The organism is Streptomyces sp. NPDC018263 (genome assembly GCF_055562575.1).
The window spans coordinates 771,832-790,823 of sequence record NZ_JBVHFA010000001.1 but is presented as its reverse complement, the minus strand read 5'-3'; the positions used below and the strand labels follow the sequence as shown (position 1 = coordinate 790,823).

The 18,992-nt window shown below is 72.0% G+C and carries 16 protein-coding genes, 1 pseudogene and 1 riboswitch; of the genes and pseudogenes, 13 read left to right on the top strand and 4 right to left on the bottom strand.

Going from position 1 to position 18,992, the window contains the following annotated elements; genetic code table 11:
- Window positions 1–685 precede the first annotated feature (685 nt).
- The 6 genes from ACZ3HQ_RS03700 to ACZ3HQ_RS03675 all read left to right on the top strand — a co-directional run bounded on the left by ACZ3HQ_RS03700 (window position 686) and on the right by ACZ3HQ_RS03675 (window position 8,710).
- A complete protein-coding gene (locus ACZ3HQ_RS03700; protein WP_467507676.1) occupies window positions 686–1,333 on the top strand; it encodes a hypothetical protein in 648 nt (215 codons plus the stop codon).
- A 223-nt stretch (window positions 1,334–1,556) separates the two neighbouring features.
- Window positions 1,557–3,077, top strand: a complete 1,521-nt coding sequence (locus ACZ3HQ_RS03695; RefSeq protein WP_467507673.1) for an aldehyde dehydrogenase family protein — start codon at window positions 1,557–1,559, stop codon at window positions 3,075–3,077.
- 51 nt (window positions 3,078–3,128) lie between these two features.
- Window positions 3,129–4,661, top strand: coding sequence for a GMC family oxidoreductase (locus ACZ3HQ_RS03690; protein WP_467507671.1), 1,533 nt, complete (start codon window positions 3,129–3,131; stop codon window positions 4,659–4,661).
- Window positions 4,658–5,800, top strand: a complete 1,143-nt coding sequence (locus ACZ3HQ_RS03685; RefSeq protein ID WP_467507670.1) for a quaternary amine ABC transporter ATP-binding protein — start codon at window positions 4,658–4,660, stop codon at window positions 5,798–5,800. Before ACZ3HQ_RS03690 ends, ACZ3HQ_RS03685 begins: the two co-directional genes overlap by 4 nt.
- Window positions 5,800–7,746 carry an ABC transporter permease gene (locus tag ACZ3HQ_RS03680; protein WP_467507668.1) on the top strand — a complete coding sequence of 649 codons (1,947 nt, stop codon included), beginning with the start codon at window positions 5,800–5,802 and terminating at the stop codon, window positions 7,744–7,746. Before ACZ3HQ_RS03685 ends, ACZ3HQ_RS03680 begins: the two co-directional genes overlap by 1 nt.
- Window position 7,747: 1 nt before the next feature.
- Entirely contained in the window at window positions 7,748–8,710 is a 963-nt protein-coding gene (locus ACZ3HQ_RS03675; protein ID WP_467507667.1) for an ABC transporter substrate-binding protein, read from the top strand.
- A gap of 112 nt (window positions 8,711–8,822) precedes the next feature.
- Here the strand turns inward: ACZ3HQ_RS03675 and ACZ3HQ_RS03670 are convergent, their stop codons facing one another.
- Both ACZ3HQ_RS03670 and ACZ3HQ_RS03665 read right to left on the bottom strand, forming a co-directional pair.
- Window positions 8,823–9,371, bottom strand: coding sequence for a hypothetical protein (locus ACZ3HQ_RS03670; RefSeq protein ID WP_467507665.1), 549 nt, complete (start codon window positions 9,369–9,371; stop codon window positions 8,823–8,825).
- Window positions 9,372–9,708: 337 nt separating this feature from the next.
- On the bottom strand, window positions 9,709–10,209 hold the full coding sequence (locus tag ACZ3HQ_RS03665; RefSeq protein WP_467507663.1) for a carboxymuconolactone decarboxylase family protein: 501 nt from the start codon (window positions 10,207–10,209) through the stop codon (window positions 9,709–9,711).
- 46 nt (window positions 10,210–10,255) lie between these two features.
- Here ACZ3HQ_RS03665 and pdxR point away from each other — a divergent pair, with 46 nt between their 5' ends.
- The gene (gene pdxR / locus ACZ3HQ_RS03660; protein WP_467507661.1) at window positions 10,256–11,650 is read left to right on the top strand and encodes a MocR-like pyridoxine biosynthesis transcription factor PdxR; all 1,395 of its coding nucleotides are present in this window, start codon (window positions 10,256–10,258) and stop codon (window positions 11,648–11,650) included.
- A gap of 33 nt (window positions 11,651–11,683) precedes the next feature.
- Here pdxR and ACZ3HQ_RS03655 read toward each other — a convergent pair whose 3' ends face one another.
- Window positions 11,684–12,535, bottom strand: coding sequence for a DMT family transporter (locus ACZ3HQ_RS03655; RefSeq protein WP_467507992.1), 852 nt, complete (start codon window positions 12,533–12,535; stop codon window positions 11,684–11,686).
- Window positions 12,536–12,652: 117 nt separating this feature from the next.
- Between ACZ3HQ_RS03655 and ACZ3HQ_RS03650 the strand changes: the two genes are divergently transcribed.
- From ACZ3HQ_RS03650 to ACZ3HQ_RS03625, 6 genes and pseudogenes are all read left to right on the top strand, one after another.
- Entirely contained in the window at window positions 12,653–13,006 is a 354-nt protein-coding gene (locus ACZ3HQ_RS03650; protein WP_467507659.1) for a hypothetical protein, read from the top strand.
- A gap of 18 nt (window positions 13,007–13,024) precedes the next feature.
- A complete protein-coding gene (locus tag ACZ3HQ_RS03645; RefSeq protein WP_467507657.1) occupies window positions 13,025–14,209 on the top strand; it encodes a glutathionylspermidine synthase family protein in 1,185 nt (394 codons plus the stop codon).
- Between the two features lie 62 nt (window positions 14,210–14,271).
- Window positions 14,272–14,357: riboswitch (ZMP/ZTP riboswitch) on the top strand.
- A gap of 38 nt (window positions 14,358–14,395) precedes the next feature.
- Window positions 14,396–15,853 carry a glycine hydroxymethyltransferase gene (locus ACZ3HQ_RS03640; RefSeq protein ID WP_467507655.1) on the top strand — a complete coding sequence of 486 codons (1,458 nt, stop codon included), beginning with the start codon at window positions 14,396–14,398 and terminating at the stop codon, window positions 15,851–15,853.
- Between the two features lie 108 nt (window positions 15,854–15,961).
- A pseudogene (locus ACZ3HQ_RS03635) lies at window positions 15,962–16,338 on the top strand (nuclear transport factor 2 family protein).
- A gap of 82 nt (window positions 16,339–16,420) precedes the next feature.
- The gene (trpS, locus tag ACZ3HQ_RS03630; RefSeq protein ID WP_467507652.1) at window positions 16,421–17,455 is read left to right on the top strand and encodes a tryptophan--tRNA ligase; all 1,035 of its coding nucleotides are present in this window, start codon (window positions 16,421–16,423) and stop codon (window positions 17,453–17,455) included.
- Window positions 17,456–17,639: 184 nt separating this feature from the next.
- Window positions 17,640–18,218, top strand: coding sequence for a 2'-5' RNA ligase family protein (locus ACZ3HQ_RS03625; RefSeq protein ID WP_467507651.1), 579 nt, complete (start codon window positions 17,640–17,642; stop codon window positions 18,216–18,218).
- Between the two features lie 11 nt (window positions 18,219–18,229).
- Here ACZ3HQ_RS03625 and ACZ3HQ_RS03620 read toward each other — a convergent pair whose 3' ends face one another.
- Window positions 18,230–18,985, bottom strand: coding sequence for a decaprenylphospho-beta-D-erythro-pentofuranosid-2-ulose 2-reductase (locus tag ACZ3HQ_RS03620; protein WP_467507649.1), 756 nt, complete (start codon window positions 18,983–18,985; stop codon window positions 18,230–18,232).
- Window positions 18,986–18,992: the final 7 nt, after the last annotated feature.

Sequence of the window (18,992 nt, the reverse complement as noted above, 5' to 3'; positions counted from 1 at the left end):
GGGGTTCCCGGCCTCCGCCGCCCCCTCCGCCTCTGGGGGCTTGACCGGTGCCCGGTCCTCGGGCGAGCTTCCGGCGTCCGCCGAGGGCTACGCGCCGGGGGAGACTGCGACCGGTGCCGATTCCTCGGCTGAGTCGTCGGGGTCTGCCGACCCGTCGGTCTCCGCCGGTGCGGGGTTCCCGGCCTCCGCCGCCCCCTCCGCCTCTGGGGGCTTGACCGGTGCCCGGTCCTCGGGCGAGCTTCCGGCGTCCGCCGAGGGCTACGCGCCTGGGGATACGGCGACCGGTGCCCGGTCCTCGGCTGAGCCTTCGGCGACTGCCGATCCCGCCGCCGACCCCTCGGCTCCCGCCTGGCCGCCAGCAGATCGGCGGATGCCCCCTCCCTCCTGGCCCTCTGCGGATGGGGAGCCGCCTGCCGCCGCCTGGCCGGTGGCCGAGTCCTCCGCGCAGGCGGAGCCGCCGACCGCCTCGTGGCCCCCGGCCGGGCCGACCTCCGCCTGGCCCCCGGCTGAGCCGACCTCCACCTGGCCCCCCGATTCCCAGGCCGCCTGGCCCCCCGTCCCTCCGGCCTCGGTCTTCCCCGTGGTCGCCCCCTGGCCTCCCGCCGAGCCGGCGCCGCCTCGTAGTGGGCCCAGTCGGCGGGTTCTCTGGTCCGTCATCGTGGGGGCGGCGGCGGCCGGGATTGCTGTGAGCCTTGTGCTGGCTCTTGTGGTGCAGAAGGGCGACGGCGATGAGCGGAGCCAGAAGGGGCAGGGGCACACCTCCTCCGCGCCCGTGACTCGTAGCCCCAGCCCGGTCAGCAGTTCGCCCACGGCCGGCCCCTCGCCCAGCGCGCCGCCCGCCGGGTACGAGCTGCACGCCGACGAGGAGGGGTTCCAGGTGGCCGTGCCCGAGGGGTGGACGCGGGCCACGGTGCCGTCCGAGTACGGGATGGCGGTGGTGAACTTCCGCAGCCCCGACCAGGAGCGGAGGCTTCAGGTGTACGAGGTGTCGGAGGCCAGTCCGGAAGCGTCGCTCGAGCTGTATCTGTCCGACCGGACGGCCAAGCCACGCGGATTCGAGAAGCTGGCGCTGACCGACCTGGACGAGGGGGACTTCACCGGCTCCCGGCTGGAGTACCTCGCGGACACGATCCGGAACGAGCCCGAGGTCGGCACCTGGCACGTCTACGACGAGCGTTTCGTGGCCGCCGACGGCAAGATCTACGCCCTCGCGGCGTACGGCCCGGACGCCGACGGACGCGAGGACGAGCTGGAACTCCTCACCACCGCGCTCGCCTGGTTCTGCCCGCCCGGCATGAACTGCGACCCGGCCGGGAACGCGGCGCTGGACTGATCGAATCGACCCGGTTCGCACATGTGCGTACCGCCGTCGTGATCCACGCCACCCTCGAACGCCCGATTCCTCCGCCTTTCTCCCGCAATTTCCGTGACCCAGCACACTTTCGGCCACCGAATGCGCATGCGCTTCCCCGGCCGAGGGCATGCGGTCATCCGCCCGGACGTGGCAGCTCTGGTCACGCAGGGCGTCTGAACAGGAACGGAAGGCAAAACCGATCATGGCGGACAGAACGGAACGACCGGCCGAGGCCACCATTCACGCGGGAGGCGAGTGGCTGGAAGCCGACTCCGGTGAGACCCGCGAGATCCTCGACCCCGCGGACGGCAGGCCCTTCGCCGTCGTCGCCGAGGGCGGTACCGAGGACGTGGACCGCGCGGTGGCCGCCGCCCGCCGCGCGTTCGACGAGGGCCCCTGGCCGCACACCCCGGTCGCCGAGCGCGCCGCCCTGCTGCGCCGCGTCGCCGACCTCCTGGTCCGCGACCGCGAGGAGCTGGGCCTGCTGGAGAGCAGGGACGCGGGCAAGACCGTGGAGGAGGGCCGCGTCGACATCGACTGCGTCGCCGACGCCTTCCGCTACTTCGCGGACCTGGTCGCCGCCGAGGCCCCCGGCCGGGTCGTCGACGCGGGCTCGCCCGACATCCACAGCGTCGTCGTGCACGAGCCGGTCGGTGTCTGCTCGCTGATCACCCCGTGGAACTATCCGCTGCTCCAGGCGAGCTGGAAGATCGCCCCGGCGCTCGCCGCGGGCAACACCTTCGTGATCAAGCCCAGCGAGATCACCCCGATGACCACCATCGCGCTCATCGAGCTGCTGGTGGAGGCCGGACTCCCCGAGGGCGTCGCGGGCCTGGTCACCGGCCCCGGCCACACCGTCGGCGCCCGCCTGTCCGACCACCCCGACGTCGACCTGGTCTCCTTCACCGGCGGCCTGGTCAGCGGCGTCAAGGTGGCCCAGGCCGCCGCGCCGAGCGTCAAGAAGGTCGCCCTGGAACTCGGCGGCAAGAACCCCAACGTGGTCTTCGCCGACGCCTGCGCCACCGAGGAGGGCTTCGACACCGCCGTCGACCAGGCCCTCAACGCCGCGTTCATCCACAGCGGCCAGGTCTGCTCGGCCGGCGGACGGCTGATCATCGAGGAGTCCGTGCGGGACCGCTTCGTCGCCGAACTCGCGAGCCGCGCCCGGAAGATCAGGCTCGGCCGCGGCACCGTACCCGGCGTCGAGTGCGGCCCGCTCGTCTCCGAGCAGCAGCGCGCCAGGACCGAGGACTTCGTCGCCTCCGCGCTCGCCGAGGGTGCCACGCTGGTCTGCGGCGGCAAGCGCCCCGAGCCCACCGCCGACCGCCCCGAGTCCGGCTACTTCTACGAGCCGACCGTCCTCGACCACTGCCACCGCGAGATGCGCGTCGTGCGGGAGGAGGTCTTCGGACCCGTCCTCACCGTCGAGACCTTCCGCACCGAGGACGAGGCGGTCACCCTCGCCAACGACACCGAGTACGGCCTCGCGGGCGCCGTCTGGACCGCAGACCCCGGCCGCGCCCGGCGCGTCGCCGCCAGGCTGCGGCACGGCACCGTGTGGATCAACGACTTCCACCCCTACCTGCCGCAGGCGGAGTGGGGCGGCTTCGGCAAGAGCGGCACCGGCCGCGAACTGGGCCCCGCCGGCCTCGCCGAGTACCGCGAGACCAAGCACGTGTACCAGAACCTCGCCCCGAGCCCGGTGCGCTGGTTCGCCGGCTGAAGCCCCCCAGACCTTCGTAGAACCTCCCCGCCCCCAGGAGTCAGACACCCCATGCCCGAACACACCCACGAGTACGACTACGTCGTCGTCGGCGGCGGCACGGCGGGCTCCGTCATCGCCTCCCGCCTGACCGAGAACCCGGACGTCACCGTCGCCGTCATCGAGGGCGGCCCGAGCGATGTCGACCGCGACGACGTGCTCACCCTGCGCCGCTGGATGGGCCTGCTCGGCGGCGACCTCGACTACGACTACCCGACCACCGAGCAGCCGCGCGGCAACTCCCACATCCGGCACAGCCGGGCCCGCGTGCTCGGCGGCTGCTCCTCGCACAACACCCTGATCTCGTTCAAGCCGCTCCCCTCCGACTGGGACGAGTGGGAGCAGGCCGGGGCCACCGGCTGGGGTGCCGTGCCGATGGAGGCGTACTTCGCCCGGCTGAAGAACAACATCGTCCCGGTGGACGAGAAGGACCGGAACGCCATCGCGCGGGACTTCGTGGACGCCGCGCAGTCCACGCTCGGCGTGCCGCGGGTGGAGGGGTTCAACAAGAAGCCGTTCACCGACGGCGTCGGCTTCTTCGACCTTGCCTACCACCCCGAGAACAACAAGCGCTCCTCCGCGTCCGTCGCCTACCTCCACCCGGTGATGGACGAGCGCCCGAACCTCCACCTCTTCCTGGAGACCTGGGCGTACAAGCTGGAGCTGGACGGCACCCGCGCCGAGGGCGTCCACGTCCGCACCAAGGACGGGCGGGAACTGCTGGTCAAGGCGCGCAACGAGGTGGTCCTCTGCGCCGGGGCCGTCGACACCCCGCGTCTGCTGATGCACTCGGGAATCGGCCCGCGCGCCGACCTGGAGGCCCTCGGCATCCCGGTCGTGCTGGACCTGCCCGGCGTCGGCGAGAACCTGCTCGACCACCCGGAGTCGGTCATCGTCTGGGAGACCCACGGACCCATCCCGGAGAACTCCGCGATGGACTCCGACGCGGGCCTGTTCGTCCGCCGCGACCCCGAACACGCGGGCCCGGACCTAATGTTCCACTTCTACCAGATCCCGTTCACGGACAACCCGGAGCGACTGGGTTACGAGCGGCCCGAGTTCGGCGTCTCCATGACCCCGAACATCCCCAAGCCCAAGAGCCGCGGCCGTCTTTACCTCACCAGCGCCGACCCCGAGGTCAAGCCCGCGCTGGACTTCCGGTACTTCACCGACGAGGACGACTACGACGCCAAGACCCTGGTCGACGGCATCCGCATCGCCCGCGAGGTGGCCAAGTCGGAGCCGCTGGCCCACTGGCTCAAGCGCGAGGTCTGCCCCGGACCCGAGGTCCAGGGCGACGAGGAGCTGAGCGAGTACGCGCGCAAGGTCGCGCACACCGTGTACCACCCGGCGGGCACCTGCAAGATGGGCGCCGCCGATGACGAACTGGCCGTGGTGGACCCCGAGTTGCGTGTCCGGGGCCTCAGCGGCATCCGCATAGCCGACGCGTCCGTCTTCCCGACGATGACCGCGGTGAACCCGATGATCGGAGTGCTCATGGTCGGGGAGAAGGCCGTCGAACTGATCGGTGGTGACGCGCGATGACGCTCACCGTTCCCACCCGTAAGCCGCCCACCTCCGCCGAAGGGTCCGACGCGCCGGTCTTCGCCGTCGACGGACTGTGGAAGGTGTTCGGCCCCAAGCCCGAGCGTGTCCCCGCCGACCCGGCGCTGGCCGCGCTGAGCCCCGCCGAACTGCGCGCCGAGACCGGCTGCACGGCCGCCGTGCGGGACGTGTCCTTCGAGGTCCGCAAGGGCGAGGTCTTCGTCGTCATGGGCCTGTCCGGCTCCGGCAAGTCCACCCTGGTGCGCTGTCTGACCCGGCTGATCGAGCCCACCGCGGGCACCATCGCCATCGACGGCGAGGACGTACGCGCCATGGACCGCGGCCGGCTGCGCGAGCTGCGCCGCCACCGCGCCGCGATGGTCTTCCAGCACTTCGGCCTGCTGCCGCACCGCACGGTCCTCGACAACGTCGCCTACGGCCTGGAGATCCAGGGCATGGGCCGCGCCGAGCGCCGCGAGAAGGCCGCCGAGGTCGTCGCCAAGGTCGGCCTGGCCGGCATGGAGAAGCGCCGTCCCGGCCAGCTCTCCGGTGGCCAGCGCCAGCGCGTCGGACTCGCCCGCGCCCTGGCCGTCGACCCCGAAGTCCTGCTCTTCGACGAGCCGTTCAGCGCGCTCGACCCGCTGATCCGGCGCGACATGCAGGACGAGGTGGCCCGCCTGCACGAGGAGGAGGGCCGCACGATGGTGTTCATCACCCACGACCTCACCGAGGCGCTCAAGCTCGGCGACCGCATCGCCCTGATGCGCGACGGCCGCGTGGTCCAGCTCGGCACCCCCGAGGAGATCGTCAACTCCCCGGCCGACGACTACGTCCGCGAGTTCGTCCGGGACGTGCCCCGCGAGCAGGTCGTCACCTGCCGTACCGCCATGCGCCCCGCCTCCCTGGAGGAGGCCGGCAGCGGCCCCGCCGTACGCCCCGAGGCCCCGGTCGCCGAGGCCATCGAGGCCGTCGCCCGCGCCGGTGAACCGGCCCGCGTGATGGACGACGGCACCTGCATGGGCGTCGTCGACTCCGACGCCCTGCTCAACGTGGTCGCGGGCACCGGCACGGCCGCCCCCGCCGAGCGGGAGGCCGAGCCCACCCTCGTGTCCGCCGCCCCCGAGCCCAAGGCGGTCTGATGGCTACGATCACCGCCCCCACGGCCCGGCGCGCCCTGCCCGGCCTGCTCAAGTCCCGCCCGGCGGCCAAGCTGCTCACGCTCGCCGTTGCCGCCGTCATCCTCGTGCCACTGCTCGACAGCCGGTGGGGCAGCGGACACTGGCCGCACGCGCTGACCGTGAGCCTCACCGGCCCGCTCGGCGACGCCAGCGACTGGGTGATGAACAACCGGGACACCCACCCGCTCTTCCTGTACTTCTTCGGCCACATCAGCAACGCGGTCGTGCTCTGCGTACGCGGTGTCTACCTCGCCCTGCTCGCCATGGGCTGGGTCGGCGTCACCGCGCTCGGCGCGCTGGTCGCCTGGCGGGTGGCCGGGGTGAAGCTGGCCGCCGGTACGGCCGTGGCGTTCCTCGCCTGCGGTGCGCTCGGTATGTGGCTGCCCACCATGCAGACGCTCGCGCTCATGGTGGCGGCCGTGCTCGCGTCCGTCGCCGTCGGCGTCCTGCTCGGCCTCGCCGCCGGGCTCTCCGACCGGCTGGACCGTGCCCTGCGCCCGGTGCTCGACACCATGCAGGTGCTCCCGGCCTTCGCCTACCTGCTGCCCGTGGTGCTGGTCTTCGGCATCGGCGTCCCCGCCGCCGTCCTCGCCACCGTGGTCTACGCCGCCCCGCCGATGGCGCGGCTCACCGCGCTCGGCCTGCGCGGCGCCGACCCCGAGGTGCTGGAGGCCGTACGCTCGCTCGGCGCCACCCCGCGCCAGCGGCTGCTGACCGCCCGCCTCCCGCTGGCCCGCAAGGAACTCCTGCTCGGCCTCAACCAGACGATCATGATGGCGCTGTCCATGGCCGTCATCGCCTCCGTCATCGGCGCCGGTGGCCTCGGCGACCGCGTCTACCAGGCGCTCGCCTCCGTCGACGTGGGCGCCGCCCTCGCGGCCGGCATCCCGATCGTGCTGCTCGCGATCGTGCTGGACCGGGTGACCGGCGCCGCCGGCCGCGCCGCCGACAGCGCGGGCGAGTCCCGCCGCACCGTGTGGCTGCTCGCGCTCGCCGGCACCGCCGTCGCGGCGGTCGCCGCCCGGCTGCTCGGCCGCGCCGAGTGGCCCTCGGGCGCCACCCTGAACATCGCGGAGCCGGTCAACCACGCCGTCAACTGGATGACCGCGCACCTCTACTCCGGCGTCCCCGTCATCGGCGGCACCGCCGACTGGGCCGCGCACTTCACCACCTGGATGCTGGACCCGCTGCGCGACGGCCTGCGCGCGCTGCCCTGGTGGTCGGTGCTGCTGATCGTCGCCGCGCTGGCCTGGCTGATCGGCACCTGGCGCACCGCGCTGACCGCCACCCTCGCCATGGCCGCGATCGGCGTGCTGGGCGTGTGGGACTCCTCCCTGGACACCCTCTCCCAGGTGCTGGCCGCCGTCGCCGTCACCCTGGTCCTCGGCATCGCCACCGGTATCGCGGCCGCCCGCAGCGAACGGGTGGACCGGATGCTGCGCCCGGTGCTGGACGTGTTCCAGACCATGCCGCAGTTCGTGTACCTGATCCCGGTCGTCGCCCTGTTCGGCGTGGGCCGCGCCCCCGCCGTCGTCGCCGCCGTGGTCTACGCGCTCCCGGCCGTCGTCCGGATCACCGCGCAGGGTCTGCGCCAGGTCGACCCGGCCGCGCTGGAGTCCGCCCGCTCGCTGGGCGCCACCGGCCGCCAGCAGCTCTGGCAGGTCCAGCTCCCGCTGGCCCGGCGCTCGCTGCTGCTCGCCGTGAACCAGGGCGTGGTGCTGGTCCTCGCCGTCGTCATCATCGGCGGTCTGGTCGGCGCGGGCGCCCTCGGTTACGACGTCGCCTTCGGCCTCGCCCAGGGCGACCTCGCCACCGGCCTGGTCGCCGGCGCCGCGATCGTCTGCCTCGGCCTGATGCTCGACCGGGTCACCCAGCCCACCGGCCGCCGCGCGAAGAAGGGAGCGTGACATGCGACTCCGTACGACCCTCTCGGTGAGCGTCGCCGCCGCGTCCGCGCTCGCCCTGCTCACCGGCTGCGGCGCGGCCGACATGACCAAGCAGGCCAGCCCGTTCGCCAACGCGGGCGGCGCCAAGAGCATGACCCTGTCCGTGCAGTCCTGGGTGGGCGCGCAGTCCAACGTGGCGGTCGCCAAGTACCTGCTGGAGCACAAGCTGGGCTACCGCGTCGACACCGTCCAGGTCGACGAGATCCCCGCCTGGGACGCGCTCAGCCAGGGCCGCGTCGACGCCCTGCTGGAGGACTGGAGCCACCCCGAGCAGGAGAAGCGGTACGTCCACGACAAGAAGACCGTCTCCTACGCGGGCGGGCTCGGGGTCACCGGGCACATCGGCTGGTTCGTGCCGACGTACTTCGCCAAGCAGCACCCGGACATCACGAACTGGAAGAACCTCAACAAGTACGCCTCCCAGTTCCGCACCGCCGAGTCCGGCGGCAAGGGCCAGATCATGGACGGCTCCCCGGCCTACGTCACCCATGACAAGGCGCTGGTGAAGAACCTGAAGCTGAACTACCAGGTCGTCTTCGCCGGGTCCGAGGCCGCGCAGATCACCCAGATCAAGCAGTTCGCCAAGGAGAAGAAGCCCTTCCTGAGCTACTGGTACACCCCGCAGTGGCTCTTCAAGAAGGTCCCCATGACGGAGGTGAAGCTCCCGCCGTACAAGGAGGGCTGCGACACCGACACCGCGAAGATCACCTGCGCGTACCCGAAGACCCCGCTGCGCAAGTTCCTCAACGCCGACTTCGCCCGCTCCGGCGGCGAGGGCGCCGCGTTCCTGAAGAAGTTCCAGTGGACGACGGAGGACCAGAACGAGGTCTCCCTCATGATCGCCGAGCAGAAGCTCAGCCCTGAGGAGGCCGCGAAGAAGTGGGTCGACGCGCACCCGGAACAGTGGAAGCGCTGGCTTCCCTGACGTGACGGCGCCGGGCGGCGGACTCTCATCATCCGTCGCCCGGCACTTGTCCGCACGAGCTCAGACGGCGCCGATCCGGCCCGCCTTGATCCCCGCCAGGCCGCTGCTTCACCTATTCAATTTTGAGTGGTGGTCCGATGCGGAACTGGCTGACGCAGTACAAGTCCTGCTGGTATTTGATGTTGCCCTGCTGGTAGAAGTAGCGACACCCGGTCAAGGCGTGAGTGATCTTGCCTGTCACGCGTACTCGCGCTGCCCAGTAGATATCGCCGGAGGCGCGAGCCTGGATCTGGGAGGGTCCGGAGTGGTCGTGCGTTGGAGTGAGGGCCGGTATGCCGGGTGACCCCCCAACCGGCGAGGCTCCCAGCGGATGACCTTCGGTCTCCTCGTGACTGAAAGCCCGATACTCCGTGATCTTCAGGCCCTGCGGAACATGAGTGATCTCACCCCCGAGGAGCGCGAGTGGCCGGTCGGAAATGTTCTCCGCCCGGGGCAAAGCGACCCAGTACTCCTTGCCTACCTGCATGTGAAGGTCTTCCACCTCGCCGCCCACCGTGTCGTCCGACAGCGCGGTACCGAGCGTGTAGCCGTTCGGGTGGTCTGCGGGCCGGAACTGCCATACAGCGAGGCCGGCCAGCGCGGCAGCCGCGACCAGGAGCACGAGGAGCGTCCGGCTTCTACTTGGAGTGGAAGACCCCGGCCTTGCCGCTGCTGACGCTGCCATTCCTGCCCCAAATCCAGTGCTTGCCGTGCTTGGTCCCGACAGTGATCCTCCGCCGGTGGCTGGAGTCGTAACCAGTCTGGCTCTTGGTCTTCACGTACTCGATCGGGACCTTGTACTGCTTGGCTTAGTGCGAGCCCATGTGGTGGGTGCCCGCCGGGTCGGACCGCCAGCCGTGCAGAAGCTCCGCGTCGGGCTCGTCGCCGGCGGTCCTGATGTCTTCGATCATGGGCGGATGCTATGGCTCACCCGCAGAGCCGCCCGTCGGCACCCGTACTTACGCGTGCTGCCCCGGCGTGTAGTGCCCCGGCACCATCCGTGTCGACACCGCGAAGCGGTTCCAGGCGTTGATCACCGTGATGGCGGCGATGAGCTGGGCCAGTTCCGCCTCCTCGAACTGCTTGGCGGCGCGCTCGTACACGTCGTCCGGTACGAAGCCGTCGGTGAGGACGGTGACCGCCTCGGTCAGCTCCAGGGCCGCCAGCTCCCGCTCGGTGTAGAAATGGCGGGACTCGTCCCAGGCGCTGAGCTGGACGATCCGCTCCACGCTCTCCCCGGCCGCGAGCGCGTCCTTGGTGTGCATGTCCAGGCAGTACGCGCAGTGGTTGAGCTGGGAGGCGCGGATCTTCACCAGCTCCAGCAGCGTCGGGTCGACACCCTTACGGGCGGCGGCGTCGAGGCGGACCATCGCCTTGTAGACCTCGGGGACATGCTCGGTCCAGGACAGGCGGGCGGGGTGTTCGGGGGCGTACTCGGTGGTCTTCTCCGTGGTCTCCATGCTGGAAGCCTAGGAGGGAAGCAGCCCAGGAGTATGGTCCATTCCCATGGCGGATTCATGGGCCAATCTGGGGATCGACCTCCACCTCGAACCGGCCGGCAGCAGCGGCCTGCGCCGGGGTCTCACCGACGCGCTGCGGGACGCCGTACGCACCGGCCGGCTCGCCCCCGGCACCCGGCTGCCGTCCTCGCGCACGCTGGCGGCGGACCTCGGCATCGCCCGCAACACCGTCGCCGAGGCGTACGCCGACCTGGTCGCCGAGGGCTGGCTCACCGCCCGCCAGGGCTCCGGCACCCGCGTCGCGGAGCGTGCCGTACCCCCGGCCGGAGCGGTGGGCGCACCCGTCCGGCGCCGCACACCGGGCCGCCCCGCGCACAGCCTGGTCCCCGGCACCCCCGACCTCGCCGCCTTCCCGCGCACCGAGTGGCTGAAGGCGGCCCGCCGCGCCCTCACCCGCGCCCCCAACGACGCGCTGGGGTACGGCGATCCGCGCGGCCGCCCCGAACTGCGCGCCGCCGTCGCCGAATACCTCGCCCGCGTCCGGGGCGTCCGCACCGATCCCGGCTCGGTGCTGATCACGGCGGGTTTCTCGCACGCCCTGCGCCTCCTCGGCACGGTGCTGCGCGGCCGGGGCGCCCGCACGGTCGCCGTCGAGTCGTACGGCCTCTACGTGCACCACGACCTGCTCACCGGTTCGGGCCTGACGACCACCGCGCTGCCCTACGACGAACTCGGCACCGATACAAGGCCGTTGAGTCGCGAGGGCGCCGTACTCCTCACCCCCGCCCACCAGTTCCCCATGGGCACCCCGCTGCACCCCGACCGGCGCGCGGCCGTCGTCGACTGGGCGCGGCGGACCGGCGGGCTGGTGCTGGAGGACGACTACGACGGCGAGTTCCGCTACGACCGCCAGCCCGTCGGCGCACTCCAGGGCCTCGACCCCGACCATGTGGTCCACCTCGGCACCGCCAGCAAGTCCCTCGCACCTGGACTCCGCCTGGGCTGGATGGTAGTCCCCCCGGCGCTGCTGCCGGAGCTGGTCACGGCCAAGGGGCACAGCGACACCGTCGGCGTGCTGGACCAGTTGACGCTGGCCGAGTTCATCGCCTCCGGCGCGTACGACCGCCATGTGCGCGCCGCCCGGCAGCGCTACCGGCGCCGCCGGGACCAACTCGCCGCCGCCGTGGCCGACCGGGCGCCGGAGGTGACGGTCACCGGGATCGCGGCCGGGCTGCACGCGGTGCTGCGGCTGCCGCCCGGCACCGAACAGGCGGTCGTGCAGGCCGCCCACTGGCAGGGACTCGCCCTGCACGGCCTCGCCTTCTACCGGCACCGGCTCGCCGTCGCCGAACCGCTGGAGGCGCTCGTCGTCGGCTACGGCACCCCGCCCGACAGCACCTGGCACACCGTTCTGGAGGCCCTGTGCCGGGCACTGCCGTAGCCCTTCCGGGCAGGCGGACGATGAGCGCACGCGTCAGCGCGCAGCCACCGCCTCCGGCCTCGCTTCCGCCTCCGACCCCGGTGCCTCCCCGAACCGCGCCAGCGCCAGCGCTCCCGCCACCGCCACGACGAACCCCAGCACCGCGAGCGGACCGAGCCCCGCCCTCGTGCGGTCGCCCAGCCAGAGCACGCCCACCGCCGCCGGGCCCAGGGTCTCGCCGAGCACCATTCCGGCCGTCGCCGTGGTGACCGAGCCGCGTTGCAGCGCCGAGGTCAGCAGCAGGAAGGCGGCGCCGCCGCCGAGGAGGAGGGCGTAGAGGGCCGGGTCGGTCAACAGGGCGTACGGGTGAAGGGAGTTCACCAGGCGTACCGCGACCTCCACCACCCCGAAGCCGAACCCCGCGCCGAGGCCGAGGAGCAGCGCGCGCGGCCGCCCCGAGAGCCGGCCGCCGACCGCGCCGAGCAGCAGCACGCCCGCCGCCGTCGCGAGCAGCGCGTACGGCAGCCAGGCCGGGCCGCCGCGGTCGCCCTCCGCGCCCGAGGCCAGCCCGAGCAGCGCGAGCCCCGCGCACACCACGCCGACCGCCGCCCACTCCGCCCCGCTCAGCCGCACCCGCAGCAGCCGCGCCGCGACCACCGCCGTCACCGCCAGGCTCGCGGCCAGCGCGGCGCCCACCGCGTAGATCGGCACCGAGCGCAGCGCGAGGATCTGGAACACGAAGCCGAGCCCGTCCAGCGCGAGCCCCGCCGCGTACCGCCACTGCCGCACCGCCCGCAGCAGCAACGCCGCCTCCCCGCCGCCCTGTTCTCCGGCCGCCCGCGCGGCCACCGCCTGAAGGACCGTGGCCGTACCGAAGCAGACCGCCGCGCCGAGCGCGCACATCATTCCAAAAAGCACAAAGCGACTGTAGGGGAACAGGAGTGCGCGGGGCCGCCCTGCCGGAAACTCACACCGATCTCTAAGCTGACTGCCGAACGCATCACCGACGGGGGAGAAGAGAACATGGCCGACACCCGCGCACAACTGCGCTCCACCACAGTCGTCCTGGGCGGTATGGGACTGCTCGCCGCCGCCCTCACCGCGTGTTCCTCGTCCCACCCGGACAAGCGCTGTGTGGACCGCGACAGCTACAACGCGGCCAAGGGCTACCACGTCGTCTCCGACAAGAACTGCAAGCCGGGCTCCAGTGGCGGCGCCTACTACTACGGCGGCAAGAAGAAGGGCTCCTGGGTCCGCGGCGGCTCCTTCACCCCGCCCCGCAAGTCCGGCAGCGGCTCGGGCCGGTCCGGCGACGACGACGGTCACAGCGTGCACCGGGGCGGCTTCGGCAGCGGCCACGGCAGCTCCGGCGGCTGACCGGGCCGGGCCGCACCCATGGAACGCCGTACGATCACGCCCCGCCCCGACTGGCAGCGCACCGTCGAGGAACAGGGGATCGTCTACCCGCTCACCCGCCACCCCGACGGCTCCCTGCGCCCCTACTGGGACGAGAGCGCGTACTACGTCTTCTCGCTGCCCGAGGTGGAGGCGCTGGAGGAGACCGTCGGGGAACTGCACACCATGTGCCTGGCCGCCGCCGGGCACCTGGTGGAGCACGGCCGGCTCGCCGACCTCGGCATCACCGACCCGCGCGTGGCCGCCGCCGTCACCGAGTCCTGGCACCGGCGTGCCGAACTGCCGTCCGTCTACGGCAGGTTCGACCTGCACTACGACGGCACCGGCCCGGCGAAGATGCTGGAGTACAACGCGGACACCCCTACCTCGCTGGTCGAGGCCGCGTCCGCGCAGTGGTTCTGGATGGAGGAGCGCTTCCCCGGCGCCGACCAGTGGAACTCGCTGCACGAGCGGCTGGTCGACACCTGGCGCAGGCAGGCGAAGCTCCTCCCGCCCGGCCCGCTGCACTTCGCGCACTCCTCGGCGGACGAACTCGGCGAGGACCTGATGACGGTCGCCTACCTCAAGGAGACCGCCGAGCAGGCCGGACTCGACACCGACTGGCTCTCCATGGAGGAGATCGGCTGGGACACGCTCTCCGGCCGCTTCGTGGACAACCGGCTGAAGTTCATCCGCGCGATCTTCAAGCTGTACCCGTGGGAATGGCTCACCACCGACGAGTTCGCCGGGCACGTCCTGGACACCCTGGACAACGGCGGCGGCACCGGCAGCACCCTGTGGATCGAGCCCGCCTGGAAGATGCTGCTCAGCAACAAGGCCCTGCTGGCCGTCCTCTGGGAGCTGTACCCCGGCCACCCCAACCTGCTCCCGGCCCACCTGGACGGCCCCCGCGAGCTGGCCGCCACCACCGGCTACGCCGCCAAGCCGCTGCTCGGCCGCGAGGGCGACGGCGTCACCCTGCACCCGCCCGGCAGCCCGCCCCCCGCCACCCCCGAGGAGACCTGCTGCTACCAGGCCCTCGCCCCGCTCCCCGTCTTCGACGGCAACCACGTCGTCCTGGGCGCCTGGGTCGTCGGCGACGAGGCGGCCGGCCTCGGCATCCGCGAGTCGTCCGGGCCGGTCACCGACTCCTACGCCCGCTTCCTGCCGCACGTGATCCTTTAAGACACCGCGCAACGTGATCCTTCAGGACGCCGCGCACTCCCTCCGGCATGGCCGGTACCCTGGTCGTGGGCCGTGACTGGCGCGCTGGGATGGGATGGACCATCGGGGAGCGGCCCGGGAGTCAGTGCCGTGCGCCTGGGCCGAACCGAACGCGACGACACACCGACGCCCTGTCCGGAGGCCCGCATGCCCGAGAACCCCACCCCGTCCGGCTCCGCCGAGACCACCGCCTACCGCGCCGCGCTCGACGTCATCCGCGCGGTCGAGCCCCGCGTCGCCGACGCGATCGGCCAGGAGGTCCACGACCAGCGCGACATGCTCAAGCTGATCGCCTCCGAGAACTACGCCTCCCCGGCCACCCTGCTGGCGATGGGCAACTGGTTCAGCGACAAGTACGCCGAGGGCACCGTAGGCCGCCGCTTCTACGCCGGCTGCCGCAACGTCGACACCGTCGAGTCCCTCGCCGCCGAGCACGCCCGCGAACTCTTCGGCGCCCGGCACGCCTACGTCCAGCCGCACTCCGGCATCGACGCCAACCTGGTCGCCTTCTGGGCCGTCCTCGCCGACCGCGTCGAGGTGCCGTTCCTGGAGAAGACCGGCGCCCGCCAGATCAACGAGCTGTCCGAGGCCGACTGGGCCGAGCTGCGCCAGGCGTTCGGCAACCAGCGCATGCTCGGCATGTCCCTGGACGCGGGCGGCCACCTCACCCACGGCTTCCGCCCCAACATCAGCGGCAAGATGTTCGACCAGCGCTCCTACGGCACCGACCCGGCCACCGGCCTGATCGACTACGAGGCGCTGCGCGCCCAGGCCCGCGAGTTCCGCCCGCTGATCCTGGTCGCCGGGTACTCCGCCTACCCGCGCCTGGTGAACTTCCGGATCATGCGGGAGATCGCGGACGAGGTCGGCGCGACCCTCATGGTCGACATGGCGCACTTCGCCGGTCTGGTCGCGGGCAAGGTGCTCACCGGCGACTTCGACCCCGTCCCGCACGCTCAGATCGTCACCACCACCACGCACAAGTCGCTGCGCGGCCCGCGCGGCGGCATGGTCCTGTGCGACGACTCCCTCAAGGACCAGGTCGACCGGGGCTGCCCGATGGTGCTGGGCGGTCCGCTCCCGCACGTCATGGCCGCCAAGGCGGTCGCTCTGGCCGAGGCACGGCAGCCGTCCTTCCAGGACTACGCCCAGCGTGTCGTCGACAACTCCCGCGCGCTCGCCGAGGGCCTGATGAAGCGCGGCGCCACCCTGGTCACCGGCGGTACCGACAACCACCTCAACCTGATCGACGTCGCCGCCTCCTACGGCCTCACCGGCCGCCAGGCCGAGGCCGCCCTCCTCGACTCCGGCATCGTCACCAACCGCAACGCCATCCCCGCCGACCCCAACGGCGCCTGGTACACCTCCGGCATCCGCATCGGCACCCCCGCCCTGACCACCCGCGGCCTGGGCACGGCCGAGATGGACGAGGTGGCGTCCCTGATCGACCGAGTCCTCACCACCACGGAACCGGGCACCACAAAGTCCGGCGCCCCCTCGAAGGCCCAGCACATCCTGGACCAGAAGACAGCGGACGAGATCGCGAAGCGAGCAACGGACCTGGTGGCAGGCTTCCCCCTCTACCCGGAGATCGACCTCGGCTGAGCGCTTGAGGGGCGCGGGGAACCGCGCGACAGGCCACGACGTCGCCGCGGTCACCCGCGCCCCGAACAACCCGCCCACCCAGGGCGAAACGGCTGGTATTACTGGGGCATGCAGGAAGAGACGCACGCTCCGCGATCGACACGTTCATCTCCGCGTTCAACGCCTCGGACGACACCTCTGTGACGGCCCTGCTCTCCCAGGCCCTGACCTCGGACGTGGTCTTCTGGGGACCGCTGGGCCGCAGCGAGGGAATCGCGGCGGTCGAGCAGTTCGTGCTGGACATCCGGCGCCACCCGGCGGGGACCGGCACGATGGTGCGCTGCTCGGCGGTGGACATGCCTGACGAGTGGGCCCGGTACCAATGGGTCTTCACCACGCCCGACGGAGGCCCCCGCCTGGCCGGAACGGACGTCGTCCATCTGCGGCGGAGCCTCATCGACCAGGTCATCGTCTTCGCGGGGGAGACCGAGCCTGCCGCCTCCTGAGCCGTCCTTCCGCCGCTGTCCTTCTCCTGCGGACGCGGCACCAGGCACTGGACCCACTTCCACCTCTGGAAGAATGGGCACCATGGCCCCCGCTGAAAAGCCCACCGCTGAAAAGAAGCCCCGCGTCCTCTCCGGAATCCAGCCCACCGCGGGCTCGTTCCACCTCGGCAACTACCTCGGTGCCGTCCGCCAGTGGGTGGCCCTCCAGGAGACGCACGACGCGTTCTACATGGTCGTCGACCTGCACGCGATCACGCTCCCGCAGGACCCGAAGGACCTCCGCGCCAACACCCGCCTGGCCGCGGCCCAGCTCCTCGCGGCCGGGCTGGACCCCGAGCGCTGCACCCTCTTCGTGCAGAGCCACGTCCCCGAGCACGCCCAGCTCGCCTGGGTCATGAACTGCCTCACCGGCTTCGGCGAGGCGTCCCGCATGACCCAGTTCAAGGACAAGGCCGCCAAGCAGGGCGCCGACCGGGCCAGCGTCGGCCTCTTCACGTACCCGATCCTCCAGGTCGCGGACATCCTGCTGTACCACGCCGACGAGGTGCCGGTCGGAGAGGACCAGCGCCAGCACGTCGAGCTGACCCGCGACCTCGCGGACCGCTTCAACGGCCGCTTCGGCGAGACCTTCGTGAGCCCGAAGCCGTACATCCTCAAGGAGACGGCGAAGATCTACGACCTCCAGGACCCGGCGGTCAAGATGAGCAAGTCGGCGTCCACGCCGAAGGGCCTCATCAACCTGCTGGACGACCCGAAGACCACGGCGAAGAAGGTGAAGAGCGCGGTCACCGACACCGACACGGTGATCCGCTTCGACCGGGAGAACAAGCCCGGCGTGAGCAACCTCCTCACCATCCACTCCACCCTCACCGGCACGCCGGTCGCGGACCTGGAGCGGGAGTACGAGGGCAAGATGTACGGCGCGCTCAAGACCGACCTCGCCGAGATCATGGTCGCCTTCGTCACCCCCTTCCGGGAGCGCACCCAGCAGTACCTGGAGGACACCGAGACGCTGGACTCGATCCTCGCCAAGGGCGCCGAGAAGGCCCGCGCGGTGGCCGCCGAGACCCTGGCACTGGCGTACGACCGGGTCGGGTTCCTGCCGGCGAAGCACTGACCGGGCGTCCGGGGGCGCACAGCGGCCCCCGGACGTGCGACCCGCACGCGTGTCCGGTGGGGCAGAGCGCCGTACATCACTTCCGTTGCGCCTGCCCTGGGGACACCCGTGGCCGTACAGTCGATAGCCGAAGGCCGTACGCGAGGACGGCCCACAGAACAGAAACGCGACGACAGGAGACGACGTGGGGATCGTAACGATCGGCGTGTCGATCGCGGTCCCGGAGCCTCACGGCAGCCAGCTCCAGGAGCGGCGCGCGGGCTTCGGTGACCCCGCCGCGCTCAGCATCCCCACGCACATCACCCTGCTGCCGCCGACCGAGGTCGAGGAGGCGGACCTCGCCGCCATCGACGCGCACCTCGCGCAGGTCGCGGCGGCCGGCCGTCCGTTCCCGATGCGTCTTTCCGGCACCGGCACCTTCCGCCCCCTTTCGCCCGTGGTCTACGTCCGGGTCGAGCAGGGCGCCGAGGAGTGCACGGAACTCCAGCAGCAGGTGCGGGACGCCTCCGGGCCGGTGCCGCGCGAGCTGCAGTTCCCGTACCACCCGCACGTCACCGTGGCGCACGGCATCGAGGAGGCGGCGATGGACCGCGCCTTCGAGGAGCTGGCCGGGTTCGAGGCGGCCTGGCCGTGCTCCGGGTTCGCGCTGTACGAGCAGGGCGGGGACGGGGTGTGGCGCAAGCTGCGCGACTACCCCTTCGGCGCCAACGTCGTGCCCAGCCAGGGCGGCCCCGCCGAGCGCGACCCCATCGCCAGCCGCTGAGCACCCCTGCCTCAGACCGGGAGCCTGCGGAACAGCGTGCGCGGCGCGTGCCGCAGGAGCGACATCACCGGGCGCAGCGCGCCGGGCACCCACACCGTCTCCGAGCCCCGGCGCAGGCCGAGTTCGACGGCGGCGGCCACCTGTTCCGGGGTGGTGGAGAGCGGCCCCGGCGCCAGATGCGCGGTCTTGCCGGTGCGCACGAAGCCGGGGCGTACGACCATCACCTGCACGCCCGTCCCGTACAGCGCGTCGCCGAGCCCCTGAGCGAAGGTGTCCAGGCCGGCCTTGCTGGAGCCGTAGATGAAGTCCGAGCGGCGGGCGCGTTCGGCGGCCACCGAGGAGAGGACCACCAGCGAGCCGTGGCCCTGGTCCTGGAGGGCGCGGGCGGCGACCAGCCCGGCGGAGACCGCGCCGGTGTAGTTGGTGGCGGCGACCCGGACCGCGCGCAGCGGCTCCCGCTCGTCCCGCGCCTGGTCCCCGAGGACCCCGAAGGCGAGCAGCACCATGTCGACGCTGCCCTCGGCGAACACCTTGCCGAGCACCGTCTCGTGGGACTCCGGGTCCAGCGCGTCGAAGGCGACCGTACGGACGTCGGCGCCGAGCGCGGCCAGGCGGCCGGCCGCGCGGTCGAGCGCCGGGCCGGGGCGGCCCGCGAGCCACACGGTGCGGGTGCGGCGGGCGATGAGGCGGCGCGCGGTGGCCAGCGCGATCTCCGACGTGCCGCCGAGGACGAGCAGGGACTGGGGAGGACCGCAGACAGCAGACATGCGGGTG